Raw genomic sequence first — 22,732 nt, forward strand, 5'->3', positions numbered from 1 at the left:
CCATGCGACGCCTCATGGCCGCTGCGGCGGCGCTGCTGCTCCTGCCTTCGATGGTGGCGGCCGGGAAGCCGGCCCCGGCCCCGGACAACCCCATCTCGGCCTCCTTCGCCGACACCTTCGCCGACCCGGTGATCGTCCGCGGCGACGACGGCCTCTACTACGCCTACGGGACGACGGACCCGCTGCGCGAGGGCGAGCGCACCCCGCACCGCATCCCGATGGCACGCTCGGCCGACCTCGCGAAGTGGACCTATGTCGGTGACGCCTTCACCGGGCTGCCGTCATACGCGGCGCCGGGCGCCGCCCTGTGGGCGCCGGACGTTCGCAAGATCGGCGATCGCTGGGTCATGTACGTGACCGTGACGGAGACTTCCCCCGGCGCCTCGGCCATCGGCGTCGCCACCGCGCCCAGGCCGACCGGGCCGTGGACCTTCACCGCGGAGCCGGCGGTGCCGCCCCGCGCGGCGCCCGGCGGCGGCTGGTGGTGGACCTTCGACCCGGCCCAGCTCACCACCCCCGACGGCCGCAAGTACCTCTACTACGGCAGCTACTTCGGCGGCATCTGGGTCAGCGAGCTCACCGCCGACGGCCTGCGCATCACCGGCACACCCACGCGCGTCGCGATCGACAACAAGTTCGAGGGCGCGTACGTGGTGCGCCGCAACGGCTGGTACTACCTGTTCGCCTCGTCGGCCAACTGCTGCGCCGGGCCGACCACCGGATACTCCGTCTCGGTGGGCCGCTCCCGCAGCCCGCTCGGCCCGTTCACCGACCGCGACGGCCTGCGCCTCGACGTCTCGCGGGCCGGCGGCACCCCGGTGATCGCGCCGAACGGCAACCGCTGGGTCGGCACCGGCCACAACGGACTGATCACCGACCGGCGCGGCCAGGACTGGTTCGTCTACCACGCGATCGACCGCGCCGACCCGTACCTCGACGAGCCCTTCGGCATCAACGAGCGGCCGATGCTGCTCGACCGGCTCGACTGGATCGGCGGCTGGCCGACGGTCAACCGGGGCGCCTGGGCCTCCGACGGGCCGAGCGGCACCGCCGTCACGCCGAGGCCCGGCCGCCTGCTGACGGCGTACTCCGACGAGTTCGGCACGCTCGGCGCCGGCTGGGACTTCGTCCGGCCCGACCCGGCCGTGACCACCGCCGGGGGATCGCTGCGCTGGCCGGTGCAGGGCGCCGACCTCACCGGCACCGGCAACAACGCCGGCGTGCTGCTGCGCGACCCGCCGCCGGGATCGTGGATCGCCGAGACCAAGCTGACCCTGCCGCTCGGCGAGGACACGGTGCGCAACTACCAGCAGGGCGGGATCATCGCGTACGCCTCGGACGACCTCTTCGCCCGGCTCAGCGCGGTGGCGATCTGGAACACGCGCCAGGTCGAGTTCGGCAAGGAGATGCCGTACGCGGGGCAGCTGTCCTACGGCGGCACGATCGCCGGGACGCCGGGGCTGGAGACGACGTGGCTGCGGCTGGCGCACCGGGTCGACCCCGCCGACGGCGAGCACGAGTACCGCGCCGGGGTCAGCCGCGACGGGCGGCACTGGACGTGGGGCGGCGTGTGGACGCTGCCGGCGGACAGCGCGCCGCGGATCGGGCTGATCGCGCACGGTGGTGCGGAGCCGCCGGTCACCGCCTCGTTCGACTACCTGCGCTTCTACCGGTGGTGAGAAGACTCCTCCCGTCTCTGGCCGTGGCGGCGCTGCTCGCGCTGCTCGGTGGCTGCGACGCCACGGCCGGTTCCGCCCCGACCTCCGAGGACAAAGTGGACGCCTTCACGAACCCGGTGTACGCGGAGAACTTCCCCGATCCGGGAGCGCTTCTCGTCGACGGCACCTGGTATGCGTACGGAACGAATGGTCCCGCGGCGAACGTGCCGATCCTGACCTCGCCGGATCTCGTGCACTGGACCCCGGCCGGCGACGCGCTGCCCCAGGTCGGCACGTGGGCGGAGCGCGGCAACACGTGGGCGCCCGAGGTGATCGAGGGGCCGGGCGGCACCTACCTGCTGTACTACACGGCGCGGTCGACCGCGACCGGGCGGCAGTGCGTGGGGGTCGCGGTGGCGCGGGCGCCCGGCGGCCCGTTCACCGACGAGGCGGACGAGCCGCTGGTGTGCCAGGCCGGCGAGGGCGGCTCGATCGACGCCGGCCCGTACCTCGACGAGTCCGGCGGCCGCTGGCTCTACTGGAAGAACGACGGCAACGCGATCGGGCAGCCGACCTACCTGTACGGCGCGCGGCTGAGCGCCGACGGCCGTTCGCTCGACGGCGAGCCCACGCGGCTGCTCCGCAACGACGCGGAGTGGGAGGCGCACGTCATCGAGGCGCCGCAGATGGTGCGCCACGACGGCAAGCTGTATCTCTTCTATTCGGCCAACGCCTTCGACGCCGACGCCTACGCCCTGGGCTACGCGACCTGCGACGGGCCGCTCGGGCCGTGCCGCAAGGCGGCGGAGAACCCGATCCTGCGCTCGTCGGCCGCCGCGGCCGGGCCCGGGCACGGCTTCCTGGTGACCCTGCCGGACGGCGCGACCTGGATGCTCTACCACGCGTGGCCCGACGGGGCGGTGGGCAGCGTCGCACCCGGCCGGCAGCTCTGGCTCGACCGGGTGGAGTGGGTGGCGGGCCGTCCCGTGGTCAAGGGACCGACGGCGCAGCCCCAGCCGGTGCCCTAGGACTCGTCCTTGTGGTGGTGCCGGCCCTCGGCGACCTCTTCGATCGCCTCGACGATCGAGCCGGTCAGGTCGCCGGCCGGCACGGCGATGCTCTCGCCGTAGCCCTCGGCGGGCTCCCGCTCGGGCTGCGGCGCGGTGCCGTCACCGGCGAAGCCGAACTCGTTGGGCTCGTCCTGCTCAGTTTCGCGTGGAGTGGTCATGTCGCCCGCATACCCATAGGGAGCCGGGCCTTAACTCGACCGTGCTCGACGGCACTCGGGTCAGGTGGGGCACACCTCGAGGTGGGTGGATGGCACCCGGACCTTGCGGTCCTCCGCGGCCATCTGACGGAGGAGGTGGAAGGCCTCAGGGCAACCGACCTCGGAATATACGTAGCATTCCTCGACGATCGTCCGGGTGTCGAAAGCGCGGACGCCGCGTCTCCGAGCGAAGTCGAGAGCCGCACCATCGTCGGTGACCAGGAACGCTCCGACGGCACTGGTCTCGAGATGGTAGATGATCTCGGCTTCGCCGAGGTGCTGCGTTTCGTTTCCCGGCATGGCTCCGAGACCACGCCTGATGTTGTTGATCGCGGTCAGAGCGGCCGGCGTGCCGGAGATCTCGACCGGCTCGCCGAGCCAATCCAGGTCGAGAATGCGCCTCAAGTACGGCGCGGTGCCCAGTCCTCGGGAGATCTCCCATCGCACTGTCTCGGTCCATCGCGCTCGATAGCCGTACCGCTTCTCGAGCAGGTCGAGGCGATCGACGGCCGCGAAAGTCGACAGGGTGCAGGTGTCGAAGTAGACGTCGCCGATCCGGGCATTCACAGCTCGTACTCCGACGCGTCCCCGGGGCTGTCTGCTGACACCTTGTTTGGGGGCCGCAACTCGGCCAGCAACGCGTCGGGTTCCACGTCGAGCAGGGTGGCGAGCGGCCGCACGCTGATCTGTCCCTGAACGTATGCCTCGATGGCCCGCGCGAGGAGATTTCCTGGCACTCGGCGGTCGTTTCGGGCCTGGAGGTCGGCGGCGCGACCGCTTCGCAACGCTATGCGGTTGGAGGACATCGAGCGGATGCGATCCCGTCCGACGGCGTCCACGACTCCGACGTTGTGCAGTCGGAACGCCAACGCATCCAAACTCACTCCGAACCGGCCCAGAAGATCCGCGACCAACTCCTCTGTGACGCCGTGCGGGACGGCCGCGCGAACGGCGTCGGCGGGCATGAGGAACGCGGCAGCGAAGGCATTCGCCCTCGTCTCGGTTGCGGACTTGCGACCGAACACGTTCTCGTCGACGCGGAGGTCCTGTGAGTCCCCGGCCATCAGATGGCCGAGTTCGTGCGCGAGCGTGAACCGCTGACGGGTCGCGGAGATGCCGCTACTGACGAGCGCTGCGGCGAATCCGTTCGATGCGACGCTCAAGCCGTCGAGGCCAGCCGGCAGCGGTTCGAAGCCGATGTCGACGCCGAGTTGTTTCTCCAGCAGCTCGGCTAAGTCGGACAATTGGTAAGGGAGATCGTCCGATCCGATTCGGATCTCCGTGCGCATCCGCTCGGCGAGAGCGATGCCTTCTTCGTATGCGGCGCCGGGCGGACCGGGCTCGATCCGAGTCGCCCGCCATCGAAAGCCGAGATCGGTGAGGAGATTGTTGAGCTCGAGGAGCGACGAGGTGCGGCTGAGCGCCGCTTGCAGGGCCGGGCTGACATCGGGCTGCGCCCTGGCAGCCATCGCGATGGCCGGCGTCGGTGACTCCGACAGCAGGTGCTGAACGGAAACACCGAGCTGTTCGGCAATGAGCGCGATCTCGAGCGACTTGAAGTTGCGCGCGCCGTTGAGCGCCTTGGACAAAGCTGTGGGATCCAGTCCGATGGCCCGCGCCAGGGCTTGTTGTGTCATGGCGTCGGCGGCCATGGCCGAGCGGATGCGATCGCGGAGGACTTCAGGGCTGACGGGCATGCCAAAAACGCTAGGCGGACCTTGCGAAAATCGCAACGATACCGCCTAGCGTGGGATGGCTCAAGTGACAATTTACGAACGAGGGCAGCAAGGCGGCATATCGAACATACGTTCGATGAGCTATCTGGTGATCGCCGTCGCGCCCGGGCCGGCGGTGACGGTCCAGCATGTCGGGGCGGTGAAACCCCGTTCGGCGTACGCCTTTTCGACGGCCTGGGTGGTGGTGGCGGCGCTGCCGGCCTCGATGAGGGCCAGGACGCAGCCGCCGAAGCCGCCGCCGGTCATGCGGGCGCCGAGCGCGCCGGCGGCGATCGCGGCCTCGACCGCGACGTCCACCTGGGCGACGGTGATCTCGAAGTCGTCGCGCATCGAGGCGTGGCCGGCGGTCAGCACCGCGCCGATCTCGCGGACGCGGCCCGCGCGCAGCAGCGCGACCGTGTCGAGCACCCGCTGGTCCTCGGTGACGATGTGGCGCACGCGGCGGCGCATCACGTCGTCGTCGAGGCGGGACAGGGCCTCGTCGAGCTCATCGACCGTGACGTCGCGGAGCGCGCGGACGCCGAGGATCGCGGCGGCCTCCTCGCACGACTTGCGGCGGGCGCCGTACTCGCCGTCGACGTGCTGGTGCGGGGCGTTGCTGTTGATCACCAGGATGGCGAGGCCCTCGGCGGCCAGGTCGAACGGGATCTGCTCGACCTCGTACGACCGGCAGTCGAGGAACAGGGCCTTGCCCTCCTCGCAGCGGATCGACGCCGACTGGTCGAGGATGCCGGTGGGCGCCCCCACGTACACGTTCTCGGCGCGCTGGGCGATCGCCGGGCGGCGGTCGAGCGGCACGTCCAGCCCGCCCATGTCGATCAGCGCGGTGAGCACCGCCGACTCCAGGGCGGCCGACGACGACAGGCCCGAGCCGAGCGGCACCTCGGAGGCGAGCGCGATGCGGGCCCCGGGCACCTCGTGACCGGCGTCGGCGAGGGCCCAGACGATCCCGGCCACGTAGGCGGCCCAGCCGGTCACCTCGCCGGGCTCGGTGCGCCCGAAGCTGACCGCCTCGTCGGTGAACGTCGAGCAGACGGTCCACTCGCCGGCCGGCGCCGGGCTGACCGCGGCGACCGTGCGCTGCGGCAGGGCGAAGGGCAGCACGAAACCCTCGTTGTAGTCGGTGTGCTCGCCGATCAGGTTGACCCGGCCGGGCGCGGCCCACAGGCCGGCGGGCTCGGCACCGTACTGCTTGCGGAACGCCTCCACGGCGTCGACTGCGACGGTCATGCTGCCACGTGCTTGCGGTAGAAGGTCCAGGCGTCGCCGATCATGTCCTGGAGCGTGTTCTTGCGGGGCACCCAGCCCAGCTCCTCGCGGGCGCGGGCGGACGAGGCGACCAGGGTGGCCGGGTCGCCCTCGCGGCGGGCGGCGATCTCGACGGGCAGCTCGGCGCCGGTGACCTCGCGGGCCGCCTCGACGACCTCGCGGTTGGAGAAGCCGTTGCCGTTGCCCAGGTTGTAGATGCGGTGCTCGCCGGGGGTGGCCGCGTCGAGCGCGAGCAGGTGGGCGCGGGCGAGGTCCTCGACGTGGATGTAGTCGCGCACGCACGTGCCGTCGGCGGTGGGGTAGTCGTCGCCGAAGAGCTGGAGCTTCTCGCGCTTGCCGGCGGCCACCTGGAGCGCGATGGGGATCAGGTGGGTCTCGGGGTCGTGCCGCTCGCCGATCTCGTGACCGTCGTGGATGTAAGCTCCCGCGACATTGAAGTAGCGCAGCGACACGGCGGCGAGGTTGTGCGCGAAGGTCTCGGACGTCAGCGCGTAGTCGAACGCGAGCTTGGTGGCGCCGTACGTGTTGGTGGGCGCCTTGGCCGCGTCCTCGGTGATCGGCAGCTCGACCGGGTTGCCGTAGACGGCGGCGGTGGAGGAGAAGATGACCCGCGGCACCCGGGCGGCGCGGATGGCGCCGAGCAGCGCCAGCGACTTCACCACGTTGTCGTGCCAGTACAGCTCCGGCTTGGTCATCGACTCGCCGGCCTGGATCAGCCCGGCGAAGTGGAGCACCGCGTCGAAGCCGGCCTCGGGGGTCAGCACCCGCGCGGCGTCCTCGATGTCCGCCTGGACAAAGGTGGCGTCCGGCGCGACGGCCTCGCGGAAGCCCCGGACCAGACTGTCCAGGACCACGACCTCGTGGCCGGCGTCGAGCAACAGGCGGCTGGTGACGCTGCCGACGTAGCCGGCGCCCCCGGTGACGAGCAGTTTCACGGTGCGGTTCCCCTTAGCTGGAGCTTTTCGTCAAGCGTACGTTCCACCATCTTCGCTCAAAAGTCAACAGGTTCGAACATCGGCCGGAGCGTCGCCGAGGGGCCTGCGGGGCGTTCGCGTCTCGACCTTGGGGGCTGACACAATGGGGCCATGTCCGATGTCGCCCGCCGTCCCCGCGTGCTTTCCGGCATTCAGCCGACCGCCGACTCGTTCCATCTCGGCAACTACCTCGGCGCCGTGCGCAACTGGGTGGCGATGCAGGAGACGCACGACGCGTTCTACTGCGTGGTCGACCTGCACGCGATCACGATGGGGCACGACCCGGTCGCGCTGCGCAACCGGACCCGCCTCTCGGTCGCCCAGCTCCTCGCCGTCGGCCTCGACCCCGAGCGCTGCACGCTCTTCGTCCAGTCGCACGTGCCCGAGCACGCCCAGCTCGGCTGGGTGCTGAGCTGCATCACCGGCTTCGGCGAGGCCGGCCGCATGGTGCAGTTCAAGGACAAGTCGGCCAAGGCCGCCGACAGCACCACGGTGGGCCTGTTCACCTATCCGATCCTCCAGGCCGCCGACATCGTGCTCTACCAGGCCGACCAGGTGCCGGTCGGCGAGGACCAGCGGCAGCACCTCGAGCTCACCCGCGATCTGGCGCAGCGCTTCAACACCCGCTACGGCAAGACGTTCACCGTGCCCTCGGCCTACATCGTCAAGGACACTGCCAAGATCACCGACCTCCAGGACCCGACGGCCAAGATGTCGAAGTCGGCCTCCTCGCCGAACGGCATCATCGAGCTGCTCGAAGACCCGGCCCGCTCGGCCAAGAAGATCAAGTCGGCGGTGACCGACACCGGCCGCGAGATCCTCTTCGACGAGGAGAACAAGCCCGGCGTCAGCAACCTGCTCACGATCTACGCCGCGCTGACCGCGCGGACCATAGACGAGCTGCTGGAGCAGTACGAGGGGCGCGGCTACGGCGACCTCAAGAAGGACCTGGCCGAGATCGTGGTCGACTTCGTCAAGCCGATCCAGGAGCGCACCCGCGCCTACCTCGACGACCCGGGCCACCTCGACAAGGTGCTCGCCATCGGCGCCGAGAAGGCGCGCGCCGTCGCGTCCGTCACGCTCGCCGAGGCGTACCAGAACGTCGGTTTCCTCGCCCCGGCGCGCGGAGCCTGACGCGGTGCCGGACCCCCTCTCCACTCGGATCGGCGTAGCGATCGACATCCCCCAGCCCTGGGGGGAGCACCTCACCCGGCGCCGCGCCGAAGCGGGCGACCCTCAGGCGGCGTACACCCCCGCGCACGTGACGCTGCTGGGGCCGACCGAAGTGGCGACCGAGGCGCTGCCGTCGATCGAGCGCCACCTGGAGAAGGTGGCCGCCGCTCAGCCGCCGTTCACCATCCACCTGCGCGGCACGGGCACGTTCCGGCCGATCACCGAGGTGGTCTTCGTGACGCTGGCGGTGGGCATCAGCGAGTGCGAGTTGCTGGCCGAGGCGATCGCCGCCTGCGACGACGTGCACCGCGACGCGCGGTTCCCGTACCACCCGCATGTGACGGTGGCGCAGGACGTGCCGCCGGAGGCGCTGGACGCGGCGTTCGAGGACCTCGCCGGTTTCTCGTGCAAGTTCCCGGTGCCCTCGTTCACCCTGTTCTCGCACGGAGGCGAGGGGCCGTGGCGGCGTCGCCGTGACTATCCACTCGGCGCTTAGGTTTTCGGTTACGGTCTGCCCGTGAATCCGATCGATCGGGCGTACGACACCGCGGAGATGCAGATCCTGCGGCTGCGCCGGCGCTCGAGGTACTTCGATCACCTCAGCCGGGCCCTGCTGCGCTTCTGGGAGGCGCAGGGCGGACGGCTGGCCGCGGCCATCGCGTACTACGGCTTCTTCGCGGTCTTCGCGCTCCTGCTGATCGGCTACTCGATCTTCGGGATCCTGCTGGAGAACAACAAGGAGCTGTTCGAGGTCGTCCAGGACTTCCTCCGGCAGAACCTGCCGTTCCTCGACGTGCCGGCCATCCTCGCCAGCGGCAAGACGGTCGGCATCGTGGGCATCGTCGGCCTGACCTTCACGGGCATCGCCTGGGTCGAGGCGATCCGCTCGTCGCAGCGGCTGATCTGGCGCCTGAACGAGCAACCCGGCTACATCGGCGTACGCCAGGCGCTCGATCTGCTGGTGCTGCTCGGCGTGCTGGCGCTGCTGGCGCTCAGCCAGCTCGCCGTCTACGGCCTCGAGAAGCTGCTCGCCTGGATGGCCGACGGCTTCGTCCAGAACGCGGTGAGCTGGGTGCTGACCGTGGCGGTCAACATGCTCCTCGCGGCGGCGCTGCTGGCCGCCGTGCCGAGGCTGCGGATGACCGTGCGGCGGATAGCCCCGCCGGTGTTGCAAGTCGGGATCGGTGTGACATTGCTCAACACGGTGGGCAAGTCCTTCGTCGGCCTGGTGCAGCGCAACCCGGCGTACGGCCTCGTCGGCTCGGCCGTCGGCGTGCTGGTCTACCTGTACGTTTTCAACCAGCTGCTGCTCTTCGGCGCGGCCTGGGCGGCCACCAGCCCGCACGGTCGCGTCGTCGACCTGTCAGCTGACGATAAAAATGCCCCCGTGGGGCAAAATACCTGGATTCGGCACAGCCGCCCGGAATGATGTGCCCGTGGGCACTCTCGTGACGCTGGACCTGCCCGCCGGCTCGCCGGTGGCCGACCTTCCCTGGGTCATCACCATCGGCGCACTCGGCGACGAGGAGGAGTGGGAACCCGTCGTGTGCGGGCCCTACGAGCGCGCGCACGCGCTCGCCCTCGCCCAGGCGGTCGTGGCCGACGAGGACCTGATGGCGGTGGTGGAGCCGCTGCTGCCCCGCCCCGACGCCGAGGCCATCCGCGACGAGATCGCCCTGGCCCGGGCCGCCGCCGACACCCCGGCCGGCGACGAGGAGGATGCCGAGTACGAGACCCGGCGCGTGCGTCCCGGCCGCCCACCGACCGAGGCCGAGGTGCGCGAGGGCTGGTCCCGCATAGCGGCCCGCCTGACGGTCTGATCGGCCTTCCGCGCCCGCCGTCCGCGCCGGCCTACCGCGGCTCGGCCGCCGCCCTCCTTCCGCGGCCGCCTCGCGGGTTTCGGAGCCTAGCGGTTGATCAGCAGGCGGAGGCCGCGCATGTAGCTGTCCTTGTCCGGGGTGCCGGTCAGCATGCGCTGGAGGGCGAAGCCCGGGACGAGGGAGTAATAGGCGCTCGTCACCGCCGCCACGTCGGTGTCCTCGGGCAGCTCGCCGCTGTCCACCGCGTTCTCGACCAGGAGCTGGAGCGCCCCGCGCAGCTTGACGTAGCGGTCCTTGGCGATCGCGGCGATGGCCGGGTCGATCGCCGCCTCCGCCCACACCTGGAGCGCGATCGGCAGGTGGCCGCCGGGGCCCATCTGGATCTCGATGGCCACCAGCACGGCGTCCATCGACTCGGCGAGCGGCAGCCGCTGGGCGGCCACGGTCTCGATGTGCTGCATGATGCCGCCGGTCACGGTCTCGGCGATCGCGGCGATGATCTCGTCCTTGGACTTGAAGTAGCGGTAGACCGCGCCGACCGAGAGCCCGGCCTCTTTGATCAGGTCCTGCATCGACGTGCTGTGCAGGCCCTTGGCGACGAAGCAGGCCCGGGCCGCGTCGAGGATCTGCTCGCGGCGGGCGTTGAGGTGCTCTTCCGATACGCGTGGCACGTCCCACAGCATAAAACGAACGCTCGTTCTTGACGCGGGCCAGTGGCGGGGCGCACGCTGTACTCGTAAATAGAACGAGCATTCGTTTTATTGCTGTTGACGAGAACGAGCGTTCGTTTTACTCGCCCTCACTGTTGGAGTTCGAGATGCGACGCAACGCCATCACCCTCGGCGTGCTCATCGCGGTCGCGGTGGTCGCCGTCCAGGCCCTGCTCATCCCGCTCTTCTCGGCGCCCGCGGCCAACCTGGAGCCGCGCGACCTGCCGATCGCCGTGGCCGGCCCGCCCGCGCTGGCCGCCCAGCTCCAGGCGGCGCGCCCGGGCGCCTTCGACATCACGACAGTCCCGGACGCGGCCGCGGCCGACGCGGCCATCAAGGACCGCGATGTGTACGGCGCGATCCTCGTCACCGCGGCCGGCCCCGAGGTGCACATCGCCTCGGGCGGCTCGCCCACCGTCGCCACCCTGCTCAGCCAGGCCGCGACAGCCCTGCCCACCCAGCCGGCCGGCGCGGGCGGTGTCGTGGTCAAGGATGTTGTGCCGCTCGATGCCGATGACCCGCGTGGGGCCGGGTTCGCGGCCGCCTTCCTGCCGCTGGCCATCACCAGCCTGGCCGCGGGTTTCCTCGTCTTCCTGCTGCTCGATCGCCGTGCTGCCCGGGTCACCGCGCTGGTGGCCTACGGAGTGTTCGCGGGGCTCGGTGCGGCCGCCGTGCAGCAGCTCTGGCTGGGCATCGTTCCGGGGGACTACCTCGCCGTCGCGGGGGCGCTGGGTCTGTTCGCGTTCGGCATGGCGGCGGCGGTCGCCGGGCTGGCCGCCCTGCTCGGCGAGGCGGGGGTCGGGCTCGGAGCGCTGATCTTCTTCCTGGTCGGCAACGCGATCTCCGGGGTCGCGGCCGCGCCCGAGTTGTTGCCGCAGCCGTGGGGTGCGGTGGGGCAGTGGCTGCCGATCGGCGCGGGCGGGTCGCTGCTCCGGTCGGCCGCGTACTTCGACGGCGGGGGTGCGGGCCTCCCGGTCGCCGTGCTCACGGCGTACGGCATCGGGGGTCTGTTGTTGGTCCTGATCGGCCGGAAGGGGCTCGCCTCGGCCAAGGTCGCGGCCGTGGGGGAGACGGCGGCCTCACCGGCGCCGGTCCCCGCGGGGTGAGCGACCGCGCCGCTGCGATAGTGGGCGGATGGTGATCTCGCGAGGGTGGGCGGTCTTCCTGACGGCGGTCGGGGTGTGGACCTGGGTGATCTGGCCCCGGTTCGGGCTCGCGATCTGGCAGGACGACCGCTCGTTCGCGGACGGGCGGCCCACCTCGTTCCTGATCGTGCACGCGGTGTTGATCGTCACGTCGCTGGCGATCGGCACCGCGGTCGGCGTGCTCGGAATTCGGGCATGGCGGACTTCCCGCAAGATGTCTTCTGTCGCAGCGGGTGCGCCGAAAGATTAAGGGCTTGTTACCGTGCGGCCCGGGAATTTGCCGCAGTATCGGATACAAGCGACTACCAGTGTGCCCTGCGATTGCGGGCAGATAACGGTGCGCCAACAGTCCGGACCAAACTGCCTCCGCCGTTCTGGCCTGCGGCTACGCTCCCGCGGTGAAGACTCACCGGCAGGTGCCGGTGTGCGTTGGAAGGAGGGCGTCTTGCGCCCAGTACGTGGGAACCGGATCGTTGCGATTCTCGCGGCAGGTGGGCTGACGCTCGCTGCCGCGGCCTGTGGTGACGCCCCTGACGACTCCCCCGCCGGCAGCGGATCGAGCGCTGCCGCCGCATACAAGGCCTGCATGGTCACCGACACCGGCGGCATCGACGACAAGTCGTTCAACGCCTCGGCGTGGGCCGGCCTCCAGGCTGCCAAGACCCAGGCCAGCAACGTCGACCCGAAGTACGTGGCGTCCTCCGCCGAGGCCGACTACGAGCCCAACCTGCGCACCTTCGTCACGCAGAAGTGCAACTTCACGCTCGCCGTCGGCGGTCTGATGATCGACGCGACCAAGAAGATCGCTTCGGAGAACGCGAGCGCCCAGTTCGGCATCGTCGACGGTGTCGTTGCCGGCCAGAGCAACGTCTACCCGATGCAGTTCGCCACCGACGAGGCCGCGTTCCTCGCCGGCTACCTCGCCGCGGGCTACTCGAAGAGCAAGAAGGTCGCCACCTTCGGCGGCATGAAGCTGCCGACCGTCGCCATCTTCATGGACGGCTTCGTCGACGGCGTCGCCTACTACAACAAGCAGAAGAACGCGAACGTCCAGGTGCTGGGCTGGGACAAGGCCAAGCAGGCGGGCAGCTTCACCGACGACTTCGCCAGCCCGGCCAAGGGCAAGGCGCTGGCCAACACGCTCGTCGCCCAGGGCGCCGACGTGATCCTGCCGGTCGCCGGCGGCACCGGCCTCGGCGCGGCCGAGGTCGCGCAGGGCTCCGGCGGCAAGGTCTCGATCGTCTGGGTCGACCAGGACGGCTGCAAGAGCGCCGCGCAGTACTGCGACGTCTTCCTGACCACCGTGGTCAAGAACATCACCGACGCGGTCGAGAAGGCGGTCGTCGCCGGCGCCACCGGTCAGCCGCTCGCGGCCACCCCGGGCTACCTGGGCACGCTGGAGAACAACGGCGTCTCGCTGGCCCCGTACAACAACTTCGACAGCAAGATCGACGCCACCCTCAAGACCGAGGTCGACACGCTGAAGGCGGACATCGTCTCGGGCAAGGTCAAGGTCGAGTCGACCAACGCGCCGAAGTGACGTTGCGCTAGGTAACATTTCGCCGCCGCCGGTCGTGAGTTCTTCTCGCGACCGCGCGGCGGTTTCACCTGTGTAGATCCAGCCGAGCGTCAGGAGATTCCGCTGAGACTCGAACTGCGCGGCATCACCAAGCGCTTCGGCGACCTGGTGGCCAACGACCACATCGACATCACCGTCGAGCCGGGTGAGGTGCACGCCCTGCTGGGCGAGAACGGCGCCGGCAAGTCGACGCTGATGAACCAGCTGTACGGCCTGCTCCAGCCGGACGAGGGCGAGATCCTCGTCGACGGCGAGAAGAAGGTGTTCCGCAGCCCCCGCGACGCCATCGCCGCCGGCATCGGCATGGTCCACCAGCACTTCATGCTGGTGCCGGTCTTCACCGTGGCCGAGAACATCGCGCTCGGCGCCGAGGAGGTGCGCGGCGGCCCGCTCGGCTTCCTCGACCGGCGGCGCAACCGCCGCGACGTGCTCGAGACCTCCAAGAAGTACGGCCTGCCGGTCGACCCCGACGCCCTGATCGAGAACCTGCCGGTCGGCGCCCAGCAGCGCGTCGAGATCGTCAAGGCGCTGACCCGCGACGTCGACCTGCTCATCCTCGACGAGCCCACCGCGGTGCTCACCCCGCAGGAGACCGACGAGTTGCTGGCGGTCATGCGCTCGCTCGCCGAGAGCGGCAAGTCGATCGTCTTCATCACCCACAAGCTGCGTGAGGTCAAGGCGATCGCCGACCGGATCACCGTCATCCGGCGCGGCCGCACGGTGGGGACCGCCACCCCTGACACCTCCGAGGACGAGCTGGCCGCCCTGATGGTCGGCCGCGACGTCAGCCTCGAGGTGGCCAAGGGCCCGGCCGAGCCCGGCCGCGAGGTCCTCAAGATCTCGGGCCTGATCGTCGAGGACGACCGCGGCGTGCGGGCCGTCGACGCCGTCGACCTGACCGTGCGGGCCGGCGAGGTGCTCGGCATCGCGGGCGTGCAGGGCAACGGGCAGACCGAGCTGGTCGAGGCGATCATGGGCCTGCGCCCGGTGCGGGCCGGCACGATCGAGCTCGAGGACGACTCGCTGATCGGCAGGAGCACCAAGCAGGTGCTGCGCTCCGGCGTCGGCTACGTCCCCGAGGACCGCAGCCTCGACGGCGTGGTCAAGGACTTCTCCGTCGCCGAAAATCTGGTGCTCGACATGTACGACCGGGAGCCGTACGGCAGCGCGTTCCGGCTCAACCCCAAGGCGATCGCGGTCAACGCCGCCGAGCGCGTCGAGCAGTTCGACATCCGGGTCTCGTCACCGCAGTCCGCGGTCGGCACCCTCTCGGGCGGCAACCAGCAGAAGGTCGTCGTGGCGCGGGAGATGTCCCGGCCGCTGCGGCTCTTCATCGCCTCCCAGCCGACCCGGGGCGTGGACGTCGGCTCCATCGAGTTCATCCACAAACAGATCATTCACGAGCGGGACAACGGCACCGCCGTGCTCGTGGTCTCGAGCGAGCTCGACGAGGTGGTCGGCCTGGCCGACCGGATCGCGGTGATGTACCGCGGCCGCGTCCTCGCCGTCGTCTCGCCGGACACCCCGCGCGAGGAGATCGGCCTGCTGATGGCCGGCATCACGGGCACCCAGGAAGCAGAGGACGACCAGTGACGACCGAAACGGCACCTCCTGCCAAGAAGGAGGAGGAAGAGAAGCGGGAGTCGTTCTTCTCGCTCTTCCTGCAGAACCTCTGGTCGGCGAACACCGTCACGGTCACCATCCTGTCGATCTTCCTGGCGCTGGTGATCGGCGCCGTGCTGATCGTGGTCTCCGACTCGCAGGTGCTCTCCTACTTCTCCTACTTCACCTCCCGGCCCAGCGACGCGCTGAACGCGAGCTGGGACCTGATCAGCCAGGCGTACGGCGACCTGTTCAAGGGTGCGATCTTCGATCCCGCGGCCGTGCAGGCGTGGTTCGACGGGACGGGCACCTGGCAGGCCGCGTTCGGGCCGATCTCCGAGACGCTCACGTACGCGGCGCCGCTGGTCTTCACCGGCCTGTCCGTGGCGATCGCCTTCCGCGGCGGCCTGTTCAACATCGGCGGTCAGGGCCAGGCGGTCATCGGCTGCATCACCGGCGGCGTGGTCGGCTTCGCGGTCGGCCTGCCGGTCGGCCTGCACCTGCTGGTGGCGCTCATCGCCGGCTTCCTCGGCGGCGCGCTGTGGGGCTTCCTGCCCGGCCTGCTCAAGGCCCGCACCGGCGCCCACGAGGTGATCACCACGATCATGCTCAACTACATCGCCACGCTCTTCCTGAGCTGGCTGATCCTCCAGAACGGGGTACGCGACCCCGAGCGCACCGACGCGATCAGCAAGACCATCGAGTCCTCCGCCCAGCTGCCGGCCCTGCCGTCGCCGCTGCGCGTGCACCTCGGCATCGTGCTCGCCGTCGTCGCCACGGCGGTCGTCGCCTGGCTGCTCAACAAGTCCCCGTTCGGCTTCGAGCTGCGCGCGGTCGGCGTGAACCCGCCGGCGGCCAAGACGGCCGGCATGAGCGTCGCCAAGACGTACACCCTCCTGATGGTCATCGCCGGAGGTCTGGCCGGCCTCGGCGGCGCGGTGCAGGTGCTCGGCACCGCCGACAAGCTGACCGCCCAGGTGGCCGGCAACATCGGCTTCGACGGCCTGCTGGTCGCGCTGCTCGGCCGCAACAAGCCGTGGGGCACGCTGCTCGCCGCGATCCTCTACGGCGCGCTGCGCGCCGGCGGCAACCTGATGCAGGTCGACGCGGGGGTCTCGCTCGAGCTCGTCACCGTGCTCCAGGCGCTCATCGTCATCTTCATCGCCGCGCCCGCCCTGGTGAAGGCGATCTTCCAGCTCCGCGCCGCCCGTTCCGCACGGCTCGGCGCCACGATGGCGAAGGGCTGGTGAGCCACATGTCGACCGCGACAGTGGAAGACCTGACCGAGATCACCGCCCCCAAGAGCTTCTGGAACAGGCAGCGCCGCCTCGGCGCCGCCCTGGTGATCATCGGCCTGATCGCGGCCGTCGTCTTCGGCTCGCTCGCCGAGTCGAAGACCGCCCGGTTCACCCTCAGCGAGGACGCCGAGGGCGCCGCCCTGTCGATCAACGGCCAGTTCGGCGCGATCCTCTTCGGCATCGTGACGATCGCGGCCGGCGGCGCGCTGCTGGCTGGCGTGGCCAAGCGCTGGCAGACGTGGCTGCTCGGCCTGGGCATCGTGACCTTCGTCCTGTCGTTCCTCTGCTGGCAGGTCGCCGGCAAGTTCCTGCCCCTGGTCGACACGGCCAGCGGCTCGCTCGAGCTGGCGCTGCCGCTGATCCTCGGCGCGCTCGCCGGCGTGCTCTGCGAGCGCTCCGGCGTGGTGAACGTGGCGATCGAGGGCCAGTTCCTGATGGGCGCGTTCGGCGCGGCCCTGGTCGGCACCCTGGCCACCAGCGTCTGGGCCGGCCTGGTCAGCGCCGTCGTCGGTGGTGTCATCATCGCGGCGATGCTGGCCTGGCTCGCCATCCGCTTCCTGGTCGACCAGGTCGTGGTGGGCATCGTGCTCAACCTGTTCGCGCTCGGCGTCACCGGCTTCCTCTACGAGCGGCTGATGCAGCCCGACGCGCTGAAGTACAACTCGCCGCCGCGCCTGCCCGAGTGGCGCATCCCCGGCCTGGCCGACATTCCCGTGGTGGGCCCGGTGCTGTTCGACACCAACCTGCTGGTGTGGCTCGCGCTGATCCTGGTCTTCGTCATCCACTTCGCGCTGCGCCGCACCCGCTGGGGCCTGCGCACCCGGGCGGTCGGCGAGCACCCCACCGCGGCGGACACGGTGGGCATCCGGGTGCGCGGCCTGCGCTACATGAACGTCCTGCTGGGCGGCGTGGTCGCGGGCATCGGCGGCGCGTACTTCACGCTGGTCTCCACCAGCGCCTTCAACAAGAACATGACGGCGGGCGCGGGCTTCATCGCGCTGGCCGCCCTGATCTTCGGCCGCTGGACCCCGTTCGGCGCCCTCGGCGCGGCCCTGTTCTTCGGCTTCGCCCAGAAGCTGGCGAACTACCTGAGCGCGGTCGGCAGCCCGGTGCCCAACCAGTTCCTCAACATGCTGCCGTACATCGCCACCATCATCGCGGTGGCCGGCCTGGTCGGCCGCGTCCGTGCCCCGGCCGCGGACGGCGTTCCCTATGTGAAGAGCTGAAGCGGTGAACGGCCGGCATACCTTCAAACTACTTTGAAGGTATGCCGGTCTCCGAGACCTCCTTCTCCGAGCTCATCAACAAACCGAAGGCGACTCTTCAGCCGCTCATCGCTGCTTCCGCGCACGCCGTGCTCGACCTGCTGCCCGAGGTGTTTCCCTGGACGCGGTTCCTCCCGGCGGGTGACAGGCACACCTTCTGACGGAGTTCGTCGATACCCTGCGGGCCGTGGAAGATCTCGACACGCCGGCGCCGGTCACCCAACTACTCACCGAATGGCGGCACACCGCCGAGGTGTACGCGGACCCGACGATACTTTCCGCGCTGACGCGCGGTGCCGACGATTTCGGGCCGGTGCCGGAACCGCCGAGCGCATGACGCCGAAGAGAGGCGAACGAGTAGCGCCGCCGCCAGGACCGGACGAGTACGACCTTGTCTTCGGGACCAGCGAGGCGGCCGAAGGATGGATCGACCTGCGCGCCCAAGTGCCGGCGAACGCCCTCGAGATGTGGCGAGTCCTGCGGGCGGCCGGGTCTGGTATCTCGTCGATGTCGCGGCCCGAAAGGTCTGTCTGACGTACGCCGGGACGCGGCATCCGAAGGTGACCGAATAGCCGATCCGGGCTGGGACGGGTGGTCCGGACGGGGGCGTCAGGCAGAATCGGCGGCATGGAGATCGACTGGGTTGGGCTGCGTGCCGCCGCTACCGAGGCCATGCGGCACGCCTACGCGCCGTACTCCGACTTTCCGGTCGGGGCGGCGGCGCTCGTGGACGACGGCCGGGTGGTCGTCGGCTGCAACGTGGAGAACGCTTCGTACGGCGTGGGGCTCTGCGCCGAGTGCGGTCTGGTCAGCCAGCTGCATGCGACCGGCGGGGGACGGCTCGTGGCGTTCTCGTGCGTGGATGCCACCGGCAACCCGCTGATGCCGTGCGGGCGCTGCCGTCAGCTGCTCTGGGAGCACGGCGGCGCGGAACTGCTGGTCGAGTGGCACACCGGCCCGATCCGGATGACCGAGCTGCTGCCGCACGCGTTCGGGCTGGAGGACCTGGAACGGGTCAACGGCGCCACCACCGGGCCCGAGGTGCCCGCCGAGCTGGCGAAGTGGCGCGGCCGGGGCACCGTCTTCGTGCACCCGGACCTGTCCGGCGGCGCGACGGTCTGGACCGCCTACTGGGAGCGCTCGGGCGGCAGCTCGGCCGAGGGCGACGCCGACAAGGGCGTTCTCGAGGAGGGCCCGAACTTCGCCACGACCGCCGAGGCGGTGGGCTGGGGGCAGGTGCGCACGCCGCGCATCGTGGTGGTGGACGCCGCGGGCGGGCTGGCCTGGGCCGGTGAGGGCGAGCCTCCGGAGGGCATCCCCTCGAAGTGGACGGAGGGTTCCATCGATGAGTGAGTTCGCCGCCGTCGACGTCATCCGCGCCAAGCGCGACGGGCACGTGCTCAGCGACGCGCAGATCGACTGGGTCGTCGACGCGTACACCAAGGGTGTGGTGGCCGACGAGCAGATGTCGGCGCTCGCCATGGCGATCCTGCTGCGCGGCATGACGCCCGCCGAGATCGCCCGCTGGACCGCCGCGATGATCGCCAGCGGGGAGCGGCTCGACCTCTCCTCGATCACCCGGCCGACCGCCGACAAGCACTCCACCGGCGGCGTCGGCGACAAGATCACGCTGCCGCTCACGCCGCTGGTCGCCGCGTGCGGCGTGGCCGTGCCGCAGCTGTCCGGGCGCGGCCTGGGCCACACCGGCGGCACCCTCGACAAGCTGGAGTCGATCCCCGGCTGGCGGGCCCAGCTCGGTAACGACGAGTTCAAGCGGCAGCTCCAGGACATCGGCGCCGTCATCTGCGCGGCCGGCGAGGGCCTGGCCCCGGCCGACCGCAAGCTGTACGCGCTGCGCGACGTCACCGGCACGGTCGAGGCCATCCCGCTGATCGCCAGCTCGATCATGAGCAAGAAGATCGCCGAGGGGACCGGCGCGCTGGTGCTCGACGTCAAGGTCGGCTCGGGCGCCTTCATGAAGGACCTGACGACCGCCCGCGAGCTCGCGAGCACCATGGTGCGGCTCGGCAAGGACAGCGGGGTCACCACGGTCGCGCTGCTCACCGACATGAGCACCCCGCTCGGCCTGGCCGTCGGCAACGCGGTCGAGGTGACCGAGTCGGTGGAGGTGCTCGCCGGCGGCGGCCCCGCGGACGTGGTGGAGCTGACCCTGGCCCTGGCCCGCGAGATGCTGGCGGCCGCGGGCGTCGACGCCGACCCGGCCAAGGTGCTCGAGTCGGGCGCGGCCATGGACACGTGGCGGGCGATGATCCGCGCTCAGGGCGGCGACCCGGACGCCCCGCTGCCGGTCGCGCGCGAGACCGAGGTGCTGCGCGCCACCACCGACGGCGTGGTGACCGGTGTGGACGCCTTCGGGGTGGGCATCGCGGCGTGGCGTCTCGGCGCCGGCCGGGCCCGCAAGGAGGACCCGGTCAGCTTCGGCGCGGGCATCGTGCTCAAGGTCAAGCCCGGCGATGCCGTACGGGCCGGCGATGTGCTCATGGAGTTGCGGGCCGACGACCCTGCGCGCATCCCGGCGGCCCGTGCCGAGGCGGCCGCGGCCGTGACGATCGGCGCGGAGCGCCCCACCCCTACAAAGCTGGTGCTCGACCGCATAGCCTGACGCACCATGACGAAGGCCGTACCCGATCCGCGCGCCGTTCGCGAGGCCAGCCTCGACGAACTGGAGCGTCTCGGCCTGCCGCTGCCGCCGCCCGGCTTCCCGCTCGTCTGGGAGCCGGGCGACACCATCGAGCTGCGCCCGACCGCCGAGATCGAGGCGCGCACGGCGGTGCTGCACGTGGTGGTCGCCCGCTGCTTCGGCATGCCGACCGAGGCCGCGATGAGCTGGCTGCTCGGGTCGCACCTGGTCGACTTCGTCACACCGCCGGAGTGGCAGTTCGTGATCGGGGCGAAGGGCGACCACCGGTCGTTCGTGCTCCACCACGACGCCGTGTTCGCCCTCGCCTGGCTGCTCGGCCTGGCCCGGCATCTCGACCCCACCGCGCCGCCGGAGGCCCGGCTGATGGCCGAGATGCCCGACCTGCCGGGCGGCGAGACCTTCAACAGCTGGCGTTCCCGCTCGCTGATGTCACCGCGCGACCCGGTGGAGGCGGCGGTGCTGCTCGACCTCTACTACTGCCTCGACTGGGCCTTTCAGGAGGCCGAGCAGTCGGGCCTGCCGCTGCCGGGCGAGATCGACGGCAACGCGATCGGCCAGCGGCGCTGGGCGCTGGAATGGGCCGTGATCTTCCACGGCCCCTATCACGACAAGCCGGCCGAGTGGGAAGAGGTCGACCTCTCGGTGTAGGTGGTGATCTCGACGGCCGCGGTGACGGTGACCTCCTCGGTGGGCAGCCGCTCCGGCGGCACGTGACGGGCCGCGGGAGTCATGCCGATGAGGGTACGGGCGTCGGCCGCCCCCAACCGCAGGATGCGCCGCTGCTCGGCTCTCGACTTCACGGCGAAGTGCTCGCCGAGCGCCTCGTCCACCCGTTCCGCCTTGGCCGGGTCGACCTGGATCAGCCCGCGCATCAGCTCGGCCAGGTGGTCGGCGGCCGGGGTGACGACGATCAGCACCCCGCCCGGGCGCAGGATGCGGCGGTACTCGGCCCCGTTGCGCGGCGCGAAGACGTTGAGGATCGCGGCCGCGGCGCCGTCGGCGATCGGCAGCGGGCGCCACAGGTCGGCCAGCACGGCGGCGGCGCGGGGGTGGGCGCGCGCGGCCCGGCGCAGCGCCGGCTTGGACACGTCCAGGCCGAGCCCGACGGCGCCCGGGCTCCGCTCCAGCGCCCTCGCCAGGTAGAAACCCGTGCCCGTGCCCGCGTCGACCACGAGCCCGCCGGGCACCTCGAGCGCGTCCGCGATGAAGTCGTAGTGCCCGGCGGCGAGGAACGTCTCGCGGTCCGCCACCATCTCGGCGGTGTCGCCGACGTGCGGCATGCGGCCGGCGGTCAGGTCCGCGTACCCCTGCCTGGCCATGTCGAAGCTGTGCCCGAGGGGGCAGCGCAGCCGCCTCTCGTCGCGCTCCAGCCCCTGGCGGCACACCGGGCACCGCAGGTACGGCAATGCTCCGTCGATCATCCGTCTCCTGCCTCTAGGCTCGTCTGATGGCCGCCATCGCATACTCCGACATCGTCCCGGCGCCGAAGGCGCTGCTCCACGACCACCTCGACGGCGGGCTGCGCCCCGCGACCATCGTCGAGCTGGCCGACGCGGTGGGCCACGAGCTGCCCGCTACCGACCCCGCCGCGCTGGGTGAGTGGTTCGTCGCGGCCGCCGACTCGGGCTCGCTGGAACGCTACCTGGAGACGTTCGCCCACACCGTCGCGGTGATGCAGACCGAGGAGGGGCTCTTCCGGGTCGCGCGGGAGTGCGCGCTCGACCTGGCCGCCGACGGTGTCGTCTACGCCGAGGTGCGCTACGCCCCCGAGCAGCACCTCGAGCGCGGCCTCACCCTCGACCAGGTGGTCGACGCGGTGCACGCGGGCTTCACCGCGGGCATGGCCGAGGCGGCGGCGCAGGGCACCCCGATCCGGGTCGGCGTGCTGCTGACCGCGATGCGCCACGCGGCCCGCTCGCAGGAGATCGCCGAGCTGGCGGTGCGCTACCGGGACAGCGGCGTGGTGGGCTTCGACATCGCCGGCGCGGAGGCCGGTTTTCCCCCCACCCGTCATTTGGATGCCTTCGAATACCTCCAGCGCGAGAACTTCCATTTCACCATTCACGCCGGCGAGGCCTTCGGCCTTCCGTCGATCTGGCAGGCGATCCAGTGGTGCGGCGCGGACCGTCTCGGTCACGGTGTGCGATTGGTCGATGACATCACGGGTACGCCGGAGAGCGGCGAGACGGTGCTCGGCCGGCTCGCGGCCTATGTTCGCGACAAGCGGATTCCGCTGGAGCTGTGCCCGTCGTCCAACGTGCAGACCGGCGCGGCCCCGTCGATCGCCGAGCACCCGATCGGCCTGCTGCACGATCTGCGGTTCCGGGTGACTGTCAACACCGACAACCGGCTGATGAGCGGCACGTCGATGTCGCGCGAGATGGCGCTGCTCTCGGAGGCCTTCGGGTGGGGCTGGGCGGAGCTCCAGTGGCTGACGATCAACGCGATGAAGTCGGCCTTCATCCCGTACGACGAGCGGCTGGCGATCATCAATGACGTGATCAAGCCGGGATACGCCAAGTTGATCGGCTGAGTCCGACAAGTCGCCCTTCGGCAGGCAACCCTGCCGGTTCG

The 22,732-nt window shown here is 70.7% G+C and carries 25 protein-coding genes; 18 read left to right on the top strand and 7 right to left on the bottom strand.

Annotated elements, in window-relative coordinates:
* Positions 1 to 2: 2 nt before the first annotated feature.
* On the top strand, positions 3 to 1,679 hold the full coding sequence (locus Ade02nite_RS24545; protein WP_203768396.1) for a family 43 glycosylhydrolase: 1,677 nt from the start codon (positions 3 to 5) through the stop codon (positions 1,677 to 1,679).
* A complete protein-coding gene (locus Ade02nite_RS24550; RefSeq protein WP_203768404.1) occupies positions 1,673 to 2,686 on the top strand; it encodes a glycoside hydrolase family 43 protein in 1,014 nt (337 codons plus the stop codon). The genes Ade02nite_RS24545 and Ade02nite_RS24550 overlap by 7 nt, the downstream gene beginning before the upstream one ends.
* On the opposite strand, the gene Ade02nite_RS24555 is transcribed toward Ade02nite_RS24550, so the two are convergent.
* From Ade02nite_RS24555 to galE, 5 genes are all read right to left on the bottom strand, one after another.
* Positions 2,683 to 2,886, bottom strand: coding sequence for a hypothetical protein (locus Ade02nite_RS24555; protein ID WP_203768406.1), 204 nt, complete (start codon positions 2,884 to 2,886; stop codon positions 2,683 to 2,685). The two genes, Ade02nite_RS24550 and Ade02nite_RS24555, sit on opposite strands and share 4 nt — an antisense overlap.
* Positions 2,887 to 2,946: 60 nt before the next feature.
* Positions 2,947 to 3,492 carry a hypothetical protein gene (locus Ade02nite_RS24560; RefSeq protein WP_203768408.1) on the bottom strand — a complete coding sequence of 182 codons (546 nt, stop codon included), beginning with the start codon at positions 3,490 to 3,492 and terminating at the stop codon, positions 2,947 to 2,949.
* The gene (locus Ade02nite_RS24565) at positions 3,489 to 4,622 is read right to left on the bottom strand and encodes an XRE family transcriptional regulator (protein WP_203768410.1); all 1,134 of its coding nucleotides are present in this window, start codon (positions 4,620 to 4,622) and stop codon (positions 3,489 to 3,491) included. The genes Ade02nite_RS24560 and Ade02nite_RS24565 overlap by 4 nt, the downstream gene beginning before the upstream one ends.
* Before the next feature lie 120 nt (positions 4,623 to 4,742).
* Positions 4,743 to 5,891: a galactokinase gene (galK, locus tag Ade02nite_RS24570; RefSeq protein ID WP_203768412.1), complete on the bottom strand. Its 1,149-nt coding sequence runs from the start codon at positions 5,889 to 5,891 to the stop codon at positions 4,743 to 4,745.
* On the bottom strand, positions 5,888 to 6,865 hold the full coding sequence (gene galE, locus Ade02nite_RS24575; protein ID WP_203768414.1) for a UDP-glucose 4-epimerase GalE: 978 nt from the start codon (positions 6,863 to 6,865) through the stop codon (positions 5,888 to 5,890). Before galE ends, galK begins: the two co-directional genes overlap by 4 nt.
* A gap of 150 nt (positions 6,866 to 7,015) precedes the next feature.
* On the opposite strand from galE, the gene trpS reads away from it, so the two are divergent.
* The 4 genes from trpS to Ade02nite_RS24595 are packed head-to-tail and all read left to right on the top strand — an operon-like array spanning position 7,016 to position 9,897.
* Complete coding sequence (trpS, locus tag Ade02nite_RS24580) at positions 7,016 to 8,038, top strand: tryptophan--tRNA ligase (protein WP_203768416.1); 1,023 nt, start codon at positions 7,016 to 7,018, stop codon at positions 8,036 to 8,038.
* A gap of 4 nt (positions 8,039 to 8,042) precedes the next feature.
* On the top strand, positions 8,043 to 8,573 hold the full coding sequence (locus Ade02nite_RS24585; protein ID WP_203768418.1) for a 2'-5' RNA ligase family protein: 531 nt from the start codon (positions 8,043 to 8,045) through the stop codon (positions 8,571 to 8,573).
* A gap of 21 nt (positions 8,574 to 8,594) precedes the next feature.
* Complete coding sequence (locus Ade02nite_RS24590; RefSeq protein WP_203768425.1) at positions 8,595 to 9,506, top strand: YihY/virulence factor BrkB family protein; 912 nt, start codon at positions 8,595 to 8,597, stop codon at positions 9,504 to 9,506.
* 7 nt (positions 9,507 to 9,513) lie between these two features.
* Complete coding sequence (locus Ade02nite_RS24595) at positions 9,514 to 9,897, top strand: hypothetical protein (RefSeq protein WP_203768427.1); 384 nt, start codon at positions 9,514 to 9,516, stop codon at positions 9,895 to 9,897.
* 86 nt (positions 9,898 to 9,983) lie between these two features.
* Here the strand turns inward: Ade02nite_RS24595 and Ade02nite_RS24600 are convergent, their stop codons facing one another.
* On the bottom strand, positions 9,984 to 10,568 hold the full coding sequence (locus tag Ade02nite_RS24600) for a TetR/AcrR family transcriptional regulator (RefSeq protein WP_203768429.1): 585 nt from the start codon (positions 10,566 to 10,568) through the stop codon (positions 9,984 to 9,986).
* 146 nt (positions 10,569 to 10,714) lie between these two features.
* Here Ade02nite_RS24600 and Ade02nite_RS24605 point away from each other — a divergent pair, with 146 nt between their 5' ends.
* From Ade02nite_RS24605 to Ade02nite_RS24655, 11 genes are all read left to right on the top strand, one after another.
* Positions 10,715 to 11,713, top strand: coding sequence for a hypothetical protein (locus Ade02nite_RS24605; RefSeq protein WP_203768431.1), 999 nt, complete (start codon positions 10,715 to 10,717; stop codon positions 11,711 to 11,713).
* 28 nt (positions 11,714 to 11,741) lie between these two features.
* Positions 11,742 to 12,002, top strand: coding sequence for an SCO4848 family membrane protein (locus Ade02nite_RS24610; RefSeq protein WP_203768448.1), 261 nt, complete (start codon positions 11,742 to 11,744; stop codon positions 12,000 to 12,002).
* Positions 12,003 to 12,197: 195 nt separating this feature from the next.
* Positions 12,198 to 13,292, top strand: a complete 1,095-nt coding sequence (locus tag Ade02nite_RS24615) for a BMP family lipoprotein (protein WP_203768450.1) — start codon at positions 12,198 to 12,200, stop codon at positions 13,290 to 13,292.
* Between the two features lie 147 nt (positions 13,293 to 13,439).
* Complete coding sequence (locus tag Ade02nite_RS24620) at positions 13,440 to 14,924, top strand: ABC transporter ATP-binding protein (protein WP_307871230.1); 1,485 nt, start codon at positions 13,440 to 13,442, stop codon at positions 14,922 to 14,924.
* A complete protein-coding gene (locus Ade02nite_RS24625; RefSeq protein ID WP_203768452.1) occupies positions 14,921 to 16,183 on the top strand; it encodes an ABC transporter permease in 1,263 nt (420 codons plus the stop codon). The genes Ade02nite_RS24620 and Ade02nite_RS24625 overlap by 4 nt, the downstream gene beginning before the upstream one ends.
* Positions 16,184 to 16,188: 5 nt before the next feature.
* On the top strand, positions 16,189 to 17,457 hold the full coding sequence (locus tag Ade02nite_RS24630; protein ID WP_203768454.1) for an ABC transporter permease: 1,269 nt from the start codon (positions 16,189 to 16,191) through the stop codon (positions 17,455 to 17,457).
* Between the two features lie 41 nt (positions 17,458 to 17,498).
* The gene (locus Ade02nite_RS24635) at positions 17,499 to 17,657 is read left to right on the top strand and encodes a hypothetical protein (protein ID WP_203768456.1); all 159 of its coding nucleotides are present in this window, start codon (positions 17,499 to 17,501) and stop codon (positions 17,655 to 17,657) included.
* 26 nt (positions 17,658 to 17,683) lie between these two features.
* Entirely contained in the window at positions 17,684 to 17,833 is a 150-nt protein-coding gene (locus tag Ade02nite_RS24640; protein WP_203768458.1) for a hypothetical protein, read from the top strand.
* A gap of 290 nt (positions 17,834 to 18,123) precedes the next feature.
* On the top strand, positions 18,124 to 18,849 hold the full coding sequence (locus Ade02nite_RS24645) for a cytidine deaminase (protein WP_203768460.1): 726 nt from the start codon (positions 18,124 to 18,126) through the stop codon (positions 18,847 to 18,849).
* The gene (locus Ade02nite_RS24650; protein ID WP_203768462.1) at positions 18,842 to 20,119 is read left to right on the top strand and encodes a thymidine phosphorylase; all 1,278 of its coding nucleotides are present in this window, start codon (positions 18,842 to 18,844) and stop codon (positions 20,117 to 20,119) included. The genes Ade02nite_RS24645 and Ade02nite_RS24650 overlap by 8 nt, the downstream gene beginning before the upstream one ends.
* Positions 20,120 to 20,125: 6 nt before the next feature.
* The gene (locus Ade02nite_RS24655; protein WP_203768464.1) at positions 20,126 to 20,806 is read left to right on the top strand and encodes a DUF4272 domain-containing protein; all 681 of its coding nucleotides are present in this window, start codon (positions 20,126 to 20,128) and stop codon (positions 20,804 to 20,806) included.
* On the opposite strand, the gene Ade02nite_RS24660 is transcribed toward Ade02nite_RS24655, so the two are convergent.
* Complete coding sequence (locus Ade02nite_RS24660; RefSeq protein WP_203768466.1) at positions 20,761 to 21,579, bottom strand: putative RNA methyltransferase; 819 nt, start codon at positions 21,577 to 21,579, stop codon at positions 20,761 to 20,763. The genes Ade02nite_RS24655 and Ade02nite_RS24660 overlap by 46 nt on opposite strands.
* A 26-nt stretch (positions 21,580 to 21,605) precedes the next feature.
* On the opposite strand from Ade02nite_RS24660, the gene Ade02nite_RS24665 reads away from it, so the two are divergent.
* Positions 21,606 to 22,691: an adenosine deaminase gene (locus tag Ade02nite_RS24665; RefSeq protein ID WP_203768468.1), complete on the top strand. Its 1,086-nt coding sequence runs from the start codon at positions 21,606 to 21,608 to the stop codon at positions 22,689 to 22,691.
* The last annotated feature ends 41 nt before the right edge of the window (positions 22,692 to 22,732 follow it).

Origin of the sequence: Paractinoplanes deccanensis (assembly GCF_016862115.1) — a bacterium.
GTDB lineage: Bacteria > Actinomycetota > Actinomycetes > Mycobacteriales > Micromonosporaceae > Actinoplanes > Actinoplanes deccanensis.

Bases quoted from the DNA above. Each gene is read 5' to 3' on its own strand.
- Ade02nite_RS24545 (WP_203768396.1), top strand. From the start codon at position 3: ATGCGACGCCTCATGGCCGCTGCGGCGGCGCTGCTGCTCCTGCCTTCG.
- Ade02nite_RS24555 (WP_203768406.1), bottom strand. From the start codon at position 2,886: ATGACCACTCCACGCGAAACTGAGCAGGACGAGCCCAACGAGTTCGGC.
- Ade02nite_RS24565 (WP_203768410.1), bottom strand. From the start codon at position 4,622: ATGCCCGTCAGCCCTGAAGTCCTCCGCGATCGCATCCGCTCGGCCATG.
- galK (WP_203768412.1), bottom strand. From the start codon at position 5,891: ATGACCGTCGCAGTCGACGCCGTGGAGGCGTTCCGCAAGCAGTACGGT.
- trpS (WP_203768416.1), top strand. From the start codon at position 7,016: ATGTCCGATGTCGCCCGCCGTCCCCGCGTGCTTTCCGGCATTCAGCCG.
- Ade02nite_RS24605 (WP_203768431.1), top strand. From the start codon at position 10,715: ATGCGACGCAACGCCATCACCCTCGGCGTGCTCATCGCGGTCGCGGTG.
- Ade02nite_RS24610 (WP_203768448.1), top strand. From the start codon at position 11,742: ATGGTGATCTCGCGAGGGTGGGCGGTCTTCCTGACGGCGGTCGGGGTG.
- Ade02nite_RS24630 (WP_203768454.1), top strand. From the start codon at position 16,189: ATGTCGACCGCGACAGTGGAAGACCTGACCGAGATCACCGCCCCCAAG.
- Ade02nite_RS24635 (WP_203768456.1), top strand. From the start codon at position 17,499: ATGCCGGTCTCCGAGACCTCCTTCTCCGAGCTCATCAACAAACCGAAG.
- Ade02nite_RS24645 (WP_203768460.1), top strand. From the start codon at position 18,124: ATGGAGATCGACTGGGTTGGGCTGCGTGCCGCCGCTACCGAGGCCATG.
- Ade02nite_RS24650 (WP_203768462.1), top strand. From the start codon at position 18,842: ATGAGTGAGTTCGCCGCCGTCGACGTCATCCGCGCCAAGCGCGACGGG.
- Ade02nite_RS24655 (WP_203768464.1), top strand. From the start codon at position 20,126: ATGACGAAGGCCGTACCCGATCCGCGCGCCGTTCGCGAGGCCAGCCTC.
- Ade02nite_RS24660 (WP_203768466.1), bottom strand. From the start codon at position 21,579: ATGATCGACGGAGCATTGCCGTACCTGCGGTGCCCGGTGTGCCGCCAG.
- Ade02nite_RS24665 (WP_203768468.1), top strand. From the start codon at position 21,606: ATGGCCGCCATCGCATACTCCGACATCGTCCCGGCGCCGAAGGCGCTG.